The sequence below is a fragment of the Ruegeria spongiae genome (assembly GCF_023502395.1).
In the GTDB taxonomy this organism is placed as follows: domain Bacteria; phylum Pseudomonadota; class Alphaproteobacteria; order Rhodobacterales; family Rhodobacteraceae; genus Ruegeria_C; species Ruegeria_C spongiae.
In genome coordinates, this window is sequence record NZ_JAMFMB010000008.1 from 51,022 (window position 1) to 63,305 (window position 12,284).

Sequence of the window (12,284 nt, forward strand, 5' to 3'; positions counted from 1 at the left end):
TCCTGAATGGGGTGGGCTTGGGCAGTGAACCTATGTAGCCTTCTATGCAACGTCAAGATATCTGGGTGCGGCACAGCGCATCCGTCACAAGATCGTGTGGCAGGGGCATTAGCGTACCGGTTCGGGTCCACAGGATCGCCGCCTCGATCCGCCGGTCGGGATAGACCTGTTTCAAGGCACTGACATAAGCGCCCATCTGGCGCAACAGGCCTTCGGGGCAGGTTTCCGGAGTATCCGGAACCGTGGCATTCGATTTGAAATCAATGGCCTGAACGTGATCGGGGGTGACGATCAGACGGTCTATGATGCCGTGAATGCGATGGCCGTTCATCGGCGCGGTCACGGCGACCTCGGCCAATGTCTCAGGCACAAAGTTATGGGCCAGCGCGGGATTTCGCAGAACCGCGCTTGCTTCATTCAATGCCAGATCCCGGTCTGCCATGTCACGATCGGGCAGCAGGGTTTCGCTGCGCGCAGGCCAATCCGCAGAATCACATCGCGGCAGATGCTCGAGGAGCAGATGCACCGCTGTCCCGTGCCGCTTCGCGATTTCTTCGTCCTGTCCCTGATCCCCCGGCAGCGCCTTTGTGCCGCCCAAATCAGACGGGCTGATCGGTTTTGGTCGCGGTGCAGGTTCAGGCGGGTTTTGCAGGAACAGATCGGGCAGATCGGCGGTTGGTGTTGGTGTTGCGCTTTCCTCGACCAGCGGCAACCCGTCCCAATCGCCATGTTCCAGACGCCGGGTTTGCCCGTCTGGCAGCAGGGTCGCACCGGAGGGACCCATCGCGGCCTCAACCATCTGGTACCAACTGTCACCTGTCTTGCCCAAATCGCCTGCCGCGGCGACGATCAACCACTTTTCAGCTCGGGTTAGAGCCACATATAGCAGGCGAAGGCGCTCGTTCATCTGCTTCTCTCGTGCCTCCGCCCGTGCGGTTGCGATCACTGCGGGTGAGACATCTTTCGACACCCGCCAGACCGGCGTATCCCCTGCCCGCATCACCTCGGCATCGGTGGGTGCCCGGCGCGCGCCGGTATCTGGCAGGATGACGATCGGGGCCTCCAACCCTTTGGCGCCATGCACCGTCATCACCCGGATCATATCGCCAACCCCGCTCATCTGGCGTTTGATCTCCAGATCGTCGGTCTGCATCCAGACCAGAAATCCGGTCAGGCTGGGCACGTCGCTGCGTTCATAGGCCAGCGCCTGCGACAGCAGGGCGTTGATCCCATCCTCGGCCTCTGCCCCCAACCGCCCCAGCAACTTTCGCCGCCCGTCATGGCGGGTCAGGATGCGCTCGATCAGATCATAAGGGCGCAGGAAATCGGTCTGCGACATCAGATCGCCAAGCATCGCGAGGGTTTCGGGAAATGCTTCGCCCCTGCCCCTCAACGCTTGCCACAGGAACATCTCCTCACGCCGATGCGCCAGATCGAACAGTTGCTGCTCGCTCCAGCCAAAGAGCGGCGAGCGCAGCACGGTGGCCAGCGACAGGCTGTCTTCGGGCGTTGCCAGAAAGCTCAGCAGCGCGGCCAGATCCTTGACGGCAAGCTCGGCACCCACTTTCAGCCGGTCGGCCCCGGCGATGGGCAGGTCGGCCTTTTTGCAGGCACGGATGATCTCGGCGAACAGATCCGAACGGCGCTGCACGAGGATTAGAAAGTCACCGGGCCGCACCCTGCGGCGGATGATTGTACCGGCTTTGTCGCCATCTTCAGGGATGGTCACGTCGCCGTCGATCATCGCCTTGATCTCAGCCGCGATCCGGTCGGCCAAAACCAGCGTGTGATGGCGCGCGCCAGGCCTGTCCACCGGATCGGTCCAGTCGCGATCCTCGTCCTCTTCGACCTTCTCGACCACCGGCCAAAGGTCGACCCGACCGGGTAGATCACCTTTGAAGGCGCGGTGTTGCGCGTCCTTGCGGAACCCGGCCTCGCCCTGATTCTCAAAGACCAGATCGACCAGTCTGAGGATCGCCGGAGAGGACCGGAACGAGTGTTCCAACGTCAGATTGTGCAGCTTAGAGCCTGAATCATCCAAGCGCTGCCCGAATTGCGCCTGCATCTTGTCAAATGCATCGGGGTCGGCACCCTGGAAGGAATAGATCGACTGTTTCTTGTCGCCCACGACAAAGATCGTGCGCTCCACCTCCGGGCGGGCGCCCTCTCCGGCGGTGAATTCCTGCGCCAGTTTCTCGATCACGTCCCATTGGGTTGGGCTGGTGTCCTGTGCTTCGTCGACGAGTATATGGTCGATGCCGCCATCAAGGCGGTAGAGCACCCAGGCGGCGACGGCAGGGTCGTTCAGCAACTGCCGCGCCTTGAAGATCAGGTCGTCGAAGTCCAGCCAGCCGCGCAATTGTTTGCGACGCTCATATTCGGGCAGAAAAGCTGCGGCGAAGTGGTGCAGCGCCAGCGATTTGCGGGCCGCGGTCAGCGCGAGACGGCGTTCGCGCGTCTCTTCAACCCGTCGCATCAGCGCCTCAAGCTGCGGCATCAGCGCGGCCATTGGCCCCTCGCGCACCGCCTTGGTGGGAAAGCTGCCGATCTTGGCGCTGAACGGCTCTTTGGCCGAGGCACCCGTGAGGAAGACGCTTTCCAGAACCGGCAACTGCGTCAGCGTGGCCTCGGAGAAGGCGGCAAGTTTGGCCGCCGCCTTGGCGTTGTTGCCACCGCTGTCGGTCAGGATGGGGCGGATCGTGCGGATCAGCTCTGCCTCACCGCCAAGAAACACCGACGCTGACAGTGCCTGTTCGTCAAAGCCTTGCGGCAGGTCAAATAGGTCCAGAAGCGCGGACCAGTCGTGTGTTGTCTGAAATCCGATCCGGTTCTGCGTGATGGCCTGAGTCAGAGAATCGAAATCGGTGTCGGTCACGAACTGGGCGATCTCTTCGATCAGCGCAGCTTGTGCGCCATCGGCGAAATCTTCAACGATTTCCGCGCGCAGCAACGCGGCGGCGCGATCCTCCATTTCCGAGAATTGCGGGCTGACCCCGGCCTCCAGCGGAAACCGGCGCAGCAGCGCGGAACAGAAGGAATGGATGGTTTGAATCTTCAGCCCGCCGGGCGTTTCGATCGCTCGGGCGAACAGAGTGCGGGCATGGGCCAGCCGGGTGGTATCGACGGTGTCGTCCAGCCCCAGATCAGTCAGCTGTGCCATCAGACCCGCATCGTCCAGCATCGCCCATTCGCCCAACCGCTTGAACAGCCGGTTCTGCATTTCGCTGGCGGCAGCCTTGGTATAGGTCAGGCAGAGGATGTGCTGCGGCTCCACATCGCTGAGCAGCAATCGCGCGACCCGGTCGGTCAGTACCCGCGTCTTGCCGGACCCGGCATTGGCCGCCAGCCAGGTCGAGGCATCGGGCCGTGCGGCCTGCACCTGCCGCTCGGTCGCATCGTTGCGGGCGCTCATGTCAGGTCCTCGGGGCAGGGGGTTGCGGTGCGGTCCCATTCACCGAAGCGGGCGAGATGGTCGTAGTCGCCGCGATCAGTGTCCCGGTGCAGCATCCGGCGCGCGGTAAATCCCTGATTGGGTTGAAAATACGCCTCAATCAACTGCCGTAACTCAGCCCAGACCCGTTCGGGCGGTTCGTTGTCCAGCGGGGCGGGTATCTCGGAATAGCTGCCACCCATGCCAATGAAGACTGCGCGCGCCACCGGCGTCGGATCAATGCTCTCGAACCCGCCTTCCTCGGCCAGCGCCGCCTCGATCAGAAGCTGTTTGTCAAAGCGGGCCTGCTGTTTCTCGCTGGGTGGTGAGCCGGTCTTGTAGTCATAGATGCACAGGGCTCCACGGCCGTTCTGGTCGATCCGGTCGGCCCGGCCCACCAGCGTGAAATCAAGTGGATCGAGGCGTTTTTTCATGCGCGCCTCAAAGGCGATCGGACCGCCGTCATTGCGGCGTTCAACCTCTGCTGCGAGGAAGGCGTCGGCAATGCGGGCCAGCCGGGCGTGCCAAAGCTTACGCGCGGTGGGCCAGGGAACATGTGTCTCTAACAAGGCCAATGCGCGCTTCAGGAAGGCATCGCGATGCAGGATTGCACCATCGAGCAGGCTGTCCTTGATGAAGGTTTCGAGGATTTCATGAATGACGATTCCGCGCAGCAAAGCGTCGGGTGCCTGTACCAGAGGGTCCAGGGGGCGCAGCCGCAGCACATGTTTGGCATAGATCGCGTAGGGGTCGCGGATCAGGTGCTTGATTTCAGTGACCGATAGCTGCCGGGGCCGGGCTGCGACTGGCGGGCGCGGCGAGGGGCGTGGCGCCGGTGGGATCGCAGGCGCAGCCTCCAGCAGATCGGCGCGTTTTAGCCAGAGCGCGCCGCGCGCGCGCATCTCCGACAGCGCCTGATCGCCGCCCTGCGCAGGTAGCCCCCGCAACAGGTTGGTCAGGCGGTTCACCCAGCGCGAGGGCACGGTTTCGGCATCGTCCGAGCGGACCGCACGGGTCAGCCAGACCTCGGGCGCGGCGATTGCCTGCTGGAAATCATGCGCAGACAGGCCGATCCGCCGTTCCGGCAACAAAAGCCCCGCCCGATGGCGCATCTGCCGGTTCAGCCAGGGATCGGGGTTGGGTGCCTCGGGCCAGCTGCCATCGTTCAGCCCACCCAGGATCAACAGGTCGGCCCCTTGTACACGCGCCTCGAGCGTGCCCCAGATCATGATGTTTTCATTCGGCGCATCGCGGTCTCGCACCTCTTCGCCCGCCAGCAATGCGCCAATCAGGTCGGCGAAATCGCGGGCGGACAGTTCGCCGCCATGGGCCGCCTCACGCTCCAGCTCGTCTATCAGCGACAGCGCCTTCTGGCCGGCGTTCTTGTCCCACAGGCCGCCCGCGACGCCCGTGTGCCCGGCCGAGATCCCCTCGGCCAGGTGGCGCAGGCGCTGCACCCAGGTGCTGAGCGGCAGGTGTTTCCGAACAAGCTGGCCGCAGAAATGGTGGGTAATCCAGCCGACCCAATCGGCCGAGATCTTTTTGCGTTCGGCAAACCCGGCAAGGCCCGGACCTTCGGGGAAGGGTGGCCCGTTGCGCCGCAGGTCCAGCTCAAGTTCGCGGGTGTTGAGCAGATGCGCGCCGCGCTCGGCCCCGTCGTGGCAAAGCGGGTGTTTCAACAGCGTCAGAAGCGCTTCGCCGTCCAGCCGCTTGGTGAACAGGCCCGCCACATGACGCAGGAACCGACCCGGCGGTGACAGTTGCAGGGGCAGTCCGGCACTGTCGTCGGGCAGGATATTCCAGCGGTCCAGTGCGGCGCTGACCTGTCGGGTCAGCATCCGGTCGGGCGTGATCAGCGCGGCTTTCTGCCCGGTCTCGGCGGCCTCGCGCAGGCGCAGGGCGATGGCAAGCGCCTCGGACCGGGGCGAGGGTGCTTCGAGAAGCGTCAGCTCGCCAGTCGCATGCGCCAGATCATTCAGCGCCGGACCTTCGCTCATCCAGGCGTCGGTGACCGGGGCAGGGCGCAGGGCCAGGGACACCAGCTGGTTTCTGGGCGGGCAGGGCGCGGGCTCGCCGGTCCAGGGCTGCACATCCGCCGGGGTCAACCCAAGCTCGCGCAGCAGCTTGGCGAAACGGTATTGCGGGTGGTCCTCGGCCGATAGCGCATCGTCGAGCCTGTCCCAGACACGGTCGGGCTGATCGAAATCGAAACCCGGCAGGATCAGCGCCCCTTGCGGCAGCTGTGCAATCGCCTTCATCAGCAACATCGTCGTGCCGCGCGACCCGGTGGAGCCGGCCAGCAGGACCGGATGTCCCGGCGGGTCGCTGTGCCATTCGGTGATCAGGCGCTCGACCATCTGCCGCTGTCGCGCCTGCTGATCCAGCGCACTGCCCGAGGCTTGCAGGAACTGTTCCGCGATGCCGATAAAGCCCTGCGTGCGCGCCCAATGTCCCGAGAGATCGCTGACATCCAGCGACCGGATTGCCTCGGGCGCCACGCCTTCGCCCTGCATTTCGTCCAGCAGCGTGGCCAGGCTGTCGGACAGATCGAACAGCGCTGCACGCGGGGCCAGGTCGGGTTGCCGTTCCAACAATGTGCCGACCAGTTGCGTCAGTTCCAGCCGCCGCCGCAGCGTCGGCAGGGCCGGGGGCAGGGGCTGATTGCAGGCCGCATCGGCATATCCGGTGACCAGCGACAAACGGGGCAACAGGCAGGGCGGACCCGCATCAAACAGCGCCCGCACCCGCCGCGCCATGCGCCGGGTGTTCACCACCAGATCGCAGCGTGCCAGAGCCTCGGGCGGGTGGCCTGTGGACCGCGCGCGCAGGCCCTCGACCAGTGCTCTGGGAAAATCCGCGCCGGGCGGGACGGCAAAGACGCGCGGGGGGGCTTGCGTTTCAAACATCGGTAAGCAGTGTTTCGGCCAGGGTGATGCCTTCGGGCGTGCCCACGTCACACCAGCGACCGGGATAACGCAGCGCATAGAGGCGGCGATCGGCCAGCATAAGGTCCCAGAGCCGGTTGAGCGAGAAGGCGTGTTCGTCGATCCCGGCCAGCCGGTCGGTCTTGAGGATCTGCACACCACCATAGATCAGGCCGCTGCCGCGAGTGATGCGCCCGGTTTCGTCCCGGGTGAAATCCCCCTGCCCGCTATGCCCAAGCGCCTGTTCGACAGGCACACACATGAGCAGAGCGTCCATCCGGTCAGGGTCCCAGGCGTCGAGCAATTGTGCAACCGGGTTGGGACCGGACCAGATCGCGTCGGTATTCATGGTGACCACCGGCTCAGGCCCCAGCACGGGCAGGGCCGCGCGCAGGCCACCCCCGGTTTCGAGGATATTGGGCTGCTCGACGTTCAGCGCCACGCCTTGGGGTTTTAGATGCGCGGCCAGCATGTCGGCCTTGTAGTGCAGATTGGCGGCGATCAGGCCGGGTTGAACGGCGCGGGCCAGATCCAGCGTATGGTCGATCAGCGCTCGGCCCGCGACCGGGATCAGCGGCTTGGGGCGATCCTGCGTCAGGGCACCCATCCGAGTGCCGAAACCGGCGGCGAATAGCAGGATATTGGTCATATGCGCCGGAGCCTCGACAGGTTTTGTGGGATGGGGGCAGGCAGGGTGTTTTGGAGCAGCCCCGCCACGGGTCGCAATTGGGGGTGTTCAAGGTCGCGCATCAGATGGGCCCAGACCCGCGGGATCAGGTCGACGTAATGCGGTTTGCCATAGTCCCGGCAAAGCCGCCCGAACACGCCCAGAATGCGCAGGTTGCGCTGGGTGCCGAGGACCGCATAGGCAGTGGTGAATGCGCTGGCGTCGACGCCGGTTCGCGCGATGTAATAGCGGATCGTGTCGGCCTCGGTCTCGGCGGACACGTCACGCCGCGCATCCTGCAGAAGCGACACAAGATCATAGGCGGGATGGCACAGAAACGCATCCTGGAAATCCAGCAGACCGACACGGGCGGGGCCGCTGCGGTCGGGCAGCCAGATCAGGTTTTCCGCGTGATAGTCACGCAGCGCCAGAACGGCGGGACCGTTGAGCGCGTGGGCAAGGATGTCGCGAATGCGGTTCAGGAACTCTGCGCTGTCCGGCATCTGTTCGTGGCCGGTGAGGGGCGCGGCGTATTTCTGGAACGCGATTGCGGTCATATCCGCCAGCGTGGCGGCGTCGGGTTTTGCCACAGGCGGGGCGGGCACGTTGCGCAGCGCGATCAAGACATCCGCTGCGGCCCGGTAAAGTTCAGGCTCATGGCTTGCGTCATGCGCGATCAGGCGGGCGAAAAGATCGTCGCCCAGATCTTCGAGCAGCAGAAAGCCAGCCTCGGGGTCGCTGGCGTGGATCTCGGGCGCGCTGAGCCCGGCTTGGTGCAGATGTGTCGCGATGGTCTTGAACGGTCTGATATCTTCGCCATTCTCCGGCGGCGCGTCCATCAGGATCACCCTGTTGCCCGATGCCGGATCGGTCAGCCTGAAGTAGCGGCGGTTCGAGGCATCCCCGGCCAGCGGCGTCCCCTCTGCATCCCGCAAGCCCTGTTGGTGCAGAAAGGTGGCGCGCATCGTGTCACGATTGCTCATGCCAGACTGTCCAGCCGGGTCTGCCATTTCGGGTCGGTCCAGGCAAAACTCAGGTTGCGAGCCTCGGTCTGGTCGGGGTCAGTGTCGGTGTCGAAGGTGATGTGCAGGGCGGCCTCGGGCGTCAGCTCAGCCAGACGGTCAGGCCATTCGATCAGGCAGATCGCGGTCTCGAACGCGTCGGTCAGCCCCAGCTCTTCGATTTCACCGGTGCCGGTCAGACGGTAGAGGTCCGCATGCCACAGCTCGCCCCGTCGGGTCTCATAGCTTTGGACAAGCGTGTAGGTGGGCGAGGGCACATCCTCGATCTCGGTCATCAGGTTCTGGATCAGATGCCGGGCGAAATGGGTCTTGCCGCTGCCGATCGGCCCGACAAGCAACAGGCAATCCCCTGGCTCCAGCGTCGGGCCAATTGCCTGCGCCAGCGCGGCAGTTTCCGCGGGTGACCGCGTATGCTTGCGGAGTGTCGAAGACCTGCTCGAATTCATGGCGCCACAATGACGTTGGCGCTATCCGGCTGCAAGTCGGTTCAGACCCGGGCGAGCAGCTTGTTCTCCGTTCTCGCCGGGGTGCTTTCATGTGCGAAACTCACCATCGTCGCCATGTTCGGCAAGGGGCTGATCGTGACTGCAAGCTTGTGCCCCTTGCGAAGTTCGACCTGCGCCCACCATTCGCCACGGTGCTCGCGCGCGGCAACAAAATCGCGAATCTCACCCCAGATCGGCGTGGCGGCGCAGCGTTCCTGCCAGATCCGGGTCGCATCCAGAACCGTGGTCTGGTCGAAGCTTTCGTCCGGGTCCACCTCCCAGAGGGTTCGGAAGGCCCGGTTGCAATAGCTTAGTGCGCCATCGGCGGAGAAGACCGCGATGGCCTCGTCCAGATGATCGAGGATGGTTTGGCCCAATTCCATATCGGCGCGAAAGCGGCGGGTGAGGGTGATCTCGGCGGTGATATCTTCGAACAGGAAGGCCACCGCGCCATCGGGATGTGGCCGCCCGCTGACCGAATAGACCGAGCCGGAGGGCAGCGACCAGGTTTCCTGATACCGCCCGTCGGCAGCGGCCTCGAGCAATGCGTCAATCTGTTGGCGCCAGCTGCTATAGCTCTTGGGTTCGGGCATCATGTTGTTGTTGCGCAGCCGGTCAAAAAAGCTGGCGATACTCGGGCGCCCGCTGAGGAAATCGATGGGCAGCGCCGTCAGGTCGGTGAGCGCGGGATTGAACAATGCCAGTTGCTGGTTGCGGTCGAAAATGGCCAATCCAGTGGACAGCTGCGCGAAGGTTTTTGATAGGGTTTGCACGAAATCGCGCCGCGCGACCTCTGCCTCGACCACGGCGTGGGCATCTACGGCGTAACACAGATAGCCGCCCTGCTGCTTCAACGCGGTGAAATCATACCAGAGCTTGTGCTGGCCATCCTCGGTTTCGATGCTCAGCCGTTTCTTGCGGCCAAGTGCGCCCAGATCCTGGGGGCCCGGAAAGAATGGCTCTTCAAGCCGGGGCCGGTCGGCGCGCACTTTGCGGGCCAGCATCGAATAGGCGGTATTGCACCATTTGACCCGGTTGAAGCCATCAAGATACCAGACCGGATAAGGGGCCTTGTCCATGGCGCGTTGCGTCGGCGCGGTTTCATCATCCGCGCAGGCTGTGTCGGGACGGGCGGCGCGCAGTTCCACGCGCGTCACGCCGTCGATCCATTCGCAGAATACCTCGGTCTGGCTGCTGCCGTCGATCGGGGTCACCCGGAGTTCGCCATGTTTGCGGACCGTGTCGGGGCTGTCGGGAAAGTCGGGAAAATCAACTGACAGCCGCACGTGCAACGAATCCCAATCCGCCACCGAGTCCTGGGGGTCAGGGCCATTGTCGGAAAGTCCTATCAGATCTTCGCCATCAAACAGATACACCGTCTTGCGGCGCGGGTTGAAGCGCAGCAGATGTCTGGCCGGACCTGCCAGAGCCCGCCTTGGGGATATCCAAAGCGCGGCCAGTATGGCAGATAGCACACAAATGCTTGCCAGTGTGATCCAGTCGCCTGCCGCCATGTCCGACCCCTTGCCGTAACCCTGTCCGTGACATTGGATCGAGAGAGGTTAATACCCGCTTAACTAGATGGGAATCTGCTGGTTTCTGCCGATGGGCACGCGATTTTCACCGCTGCGCGCGTCGATCTTGCTGCGCGGCCAGACCACTTGAACGATGGCGCCCAGCCGTTCCGACGAGGCGCTCAGCGTCTGGTTCGGGTCCCAACCATTGGCGAAGGACAGCGAGGCGCCGCTGCGCTCGAGCAGTGTTTTGGCGATGAACAGTCCCAGCCCCATGCCCTCGTATTCCGGCCTTGTCAGTTGTTCGCTCTCACCCCGGCGCCGCCGCATGAACGGGTCGCCGATCCGACGGATCAGATGCGGGGGATAACCGCGCCCGTCATCCATGATGCGGATGACGATCCGGTCTTCGGTCCATTCGGATTCGATCCAGACAGTGCTGCGAGCGAAATCCACGCCGTTCTGGATCAGGTTGCGCAGCCCGTGAATCACCTCGGGCTGGCGCAGGACCGAGGGTTGCTGCATGTCGCCACCATCGCCGGGACCCTCGTTGAAATGCACTTCTTTGCCGCGATGCAGATGCGGCTCGGCGGCTTCGTGGATCACGGTCGACAGCGGGGCCTGACGCAGGTGCAGATCATCTTTTCCGGCGCGGCCCATATTGCGAAGGATGTCGCGGCACCGGTCTGCCTGTTCACGGATCAGGGCGGCATCCTCGCGCAGGTCGGGGCGGTCATCCAGTTCTTCGATCAACTCGGAGCTGGTCAGTTTGATAGTGGCCAGCGGCGTGCCCAGCTCATGCGCGGCGGCGGCGACGACGCCCCCCAGATCGGTGAGTTTCTGTTCCCGTGCCAGCGCCATATGGGTCGCCGACAGCGCCTGGGACATGGATTGCGCCTCGGTGCTGATTCGGTGGGAATAGAGACCCAGAAAGACGATCGCGATCACAATGGCGATCCAGTTGCCGAACACGAAGATATCGGCGTCCTGCAGGATCATACCGCTTGCGGTGTGCAGCGGCAGGTAGAACTCGGACAGCAACGTCACCAGCACGATGGCCGTTCCCCCGATGATCAGGATCGAGCGCAGTCCGAGCACATTCGCCGAGATCGTCACAGGCCCCAGCAGCAGCAATGCAAACGGGTTGTTGAGGCCCCCGGTCAGGTACAGAAGCGAGCCCAGCTGCAACAGATCAAACAGCACCATCAGGAAGTTCTCGAACTCGGACAGGCGCTTGTTCTCGGGGAAAATGAAGATCGAGATCAGGTTGCCGATCACCGAAATGCCGACAGCCAGATAACACCAGGTCAGCTCAAGCTGCAGGTGATAGACGCGCTGGGCAACGGTGATCGCCCCCAGTTGGCCGACGATCGCGACCCAGCGCAGCAGGATCAGGGTGCGCAGCCGAATCCAGCCGCTGCGTTCCTGACCGCGCCAGAGGCTGCTATTGGAAATTGCCATTGGTCAACTATGTCCCGTTGCAAAGGCCGACCAAGTTGATAGGTCTCACGGCCAATATGTTCAACATCTCATTCTTCGAGGTTCAACGCCATGCCCCGTCTCTATGCCGTTCTGGCCGCCGTCTTTGTGCTGCTGTTGCTTGCCGTAACCTGGCTGATGACGAGAGGCGGGTCGTCGGATGACCAGTTCGCGCAATGCCGCGCCAGTCAGATCGCGGGTGGGGCCGGGGCGATCGGCGGCCCGTTCGAACTGGTCAACGCCAAGGGTGAAACCGTCACCGACACCGATGTGATCACCGAACCGACGCTGCTGTATTTCGGTTATACGTTCTGCCCGGATGTCTGCCCCTTCGACATGGCGCGCAATGCCGACGCGGTGGATGTTCTGGAAAGCCGGGGGCAGATGGTGACGCCCGTCTTCATCTCGATCGACCCGGGGCGCGACACCCCCGAGGTGGTCGGCGATTATGCCGAGAACCTGCATGAGCGGCTGATCGGACTGACCGGCTCGCCCGAACAGGTCAAGGCGGCCAGCAAGGCGTACAAGACCTATTACAAGGCGCAGGACGCATCCGACGAGTTCTATCTGGTCGACCATTCGACCTTCACCTATCTGGTTCTGCCGGAACACGGGTTTGTGGAGTTTTTCCGCCGCGAGATCGAGCCCGAGCAGATGGCCGACCAGATTGGCTGCTTTCTGGACGCAGCGTGACATCTGCAACCACGTTTGACCTTTCAGGTTGGGCCGTTAATACTGCGGTGCAGCCACATAGACCCCCGAA

General features: G+C 63.5%; 8 protein-coding genes. 1 reads left to right on the forward strand and 7 read right to left on the reverse strand.

The genetic code is table 11. The features are described from left to right. Nucleotides 1–52 precede the first annotated feature (52 nt). The 7 genes from addA to regB form a co-directional block, all read right to left on the reverse strand. Nucleotides 53–3,412, reverse strand: coding sequence for a double-strand break repair helicase AddA (addA, locus tag M3P21_RS08190; protein WP_249708757.1), 3,360 nt, complete (start codon nt 3,410–3,412; stop codon nt 53–55). Next, nucleotides 3,409–6,336, reverse strand: a complete 2,928-nt coding sequence (gene addB, locus M3P21_RS08195; protein ID WP_249708767.1) for a double-strand break repair protein AddB — start codon at nt 6,334–6,336, stop codon at nt 3,409–3,411. Before addB ends, addA begins: the two co-directional genes overlap by 4 nt. After that, nucleotides 6,329–7,003, reverse strand: coding sequence for a nucleotidyltransferase family protein (locus tag M3P21_RS08200; RefSeq protein WP_249708778.1), 675 nt, complete (start codon nt 7,001–7,003; stop codon nt 6,329–6,331). The genes addB and M3P21_RS08200 overlap by 8 nt, the downstream gene beginning before the upstream one ends. Continuing rightward, nucleotides 7,000–8,004, reverse strand: a complete 1,005-nt coding sequence (locus M3P21_RS08205) for an aminoglycoside phosphotransferase family protein (protein ID WP_249708780.1) — start codon at nt 8,002–8,004, stop codon at nt 7,000–7,002. Before M3P21_RS08205 ends, M3P21_RS08200 begins: the two co-directional genes overlap by 4 nt. Further along, the gene (gene tsaE, locus M3P21_RS08210; protein ID WP_249708789.1) at nt 8,001–8,489 is read right to left on the reverse strand and encodes a tRNA (adenosine(37)-N6)-threonylcarbamoyltransferase complex ATPase subunit type 1 TsaE; all 489 of its coding nucleotides are present in this window, start codon (nt 8,487–8,489) and stop codon (nt 8,001–8,003) included. Before tsaE ends, M3P21_RS08205 begins: the two co-directional genes overlap by 4 nt. A gap of 41 nt (nt 8,490–8,530) precedes the next feature. Next, nucleotides 8,531–10,042: a PAS-domain containing protein gene (locus M3P21_RS08215; RefSeq protein ID WP_249708796.1), complete on the reverse strand. Its 1,512-nt coding sequence runs from the start codon at nt 10,040–10,042 to the stop codon at nt 8,531–8,533. Between the two features lie 63 nt (nt 10,043–10,105). Then, nucleotides 10,106–11,503 carry a sensor histidine kinase RegB gene (gene regB, locus M3P21_RS08220; protein ID WP_249708806.1) on the reverse strand — a complete coding sequence of 466 codons (1,398 nt, stop codon included), beginning with the start codon at nt 11,501–11,503 and terminating at the stop codon, nt 10,106–10,108. Nucleotides 11,504–11,593: 90 nt separating this feature from the next. Here regB and M3P21_RS08225 point away from each other — a divergent pair, with 90 nt between their 5' ends. Further along, nucleotides 11,594–12,214 carry an SCO family protein gene (locus M3P21_RS08225; protein WP_249708808.1) on the forward strand — a complete coding sequence of 207 codons (621 nt, stop codon included), beginning with the start codon at nt 11,594–11,596 and terminating at the stop codon, nt 12,212–12,214. Nucleotides 12,215–12,284 lie beyond the last annotated feature (70 nt).

Bases quoted from the DNA above. Each gene is read 5' to 3' on its own strand.
- addA (WP_249708757.1), bottom strand. From the start codon at position 3,412: ATGAGCGCCCGCAACGATGCGACCGAGCGGCAGGTGCAGGCCGCACGG.
- addB (WP_249708767.1), bottom strand. From the start codon at position 6,336: ATGTTTGAAACGCAAGCCCCCCCGCGCGTCTTTGCCGTCCCGCCCGGC.
- M3P21_RS08200 (WP_249708778.1), bottom strand. From the start codon at position 7,003: ATGACCAATATCCTGCTATTCGCCGCCGGTTTCGGCACTCGGATGGGT.
- M3P21_RS08205 (WP_249708780.1), bottom strand. From the start codon at position 8,004: ATGAGCAATCGTGACACGATGCGCGCCACCTTTCTGCACCAACAGGGC.
- tsaE (WP_249708789.1), bottom strand. From the start codon at position 8,489: ATGAATTCGAGCAGGTCTTCGACACTCCGCAAGCATACGCGGTCACCC.
- M3P21_RS08215 (WP_249708796.1), bottom strand. From the start codon at position 10,042: ATGGCGGCAGGCGACTGGATCACACTGGCAAGCATTTGTGTGCTATCT.
- regB (WP_249708806.1), bottom strand. From the start codon at position 11,503: ATGGCAATTTCCAATAGCAGCCTCTGGCGCGGTCAGGAACGCAGCGGC.
- M3P21_RS08225 (WP_249708808.1), top strand. From the start codon at position 11,594: ATGCCCCGTCTCTATGCCGTTCTGGCCGCCGTCTTTGTGCTGCTGTTG.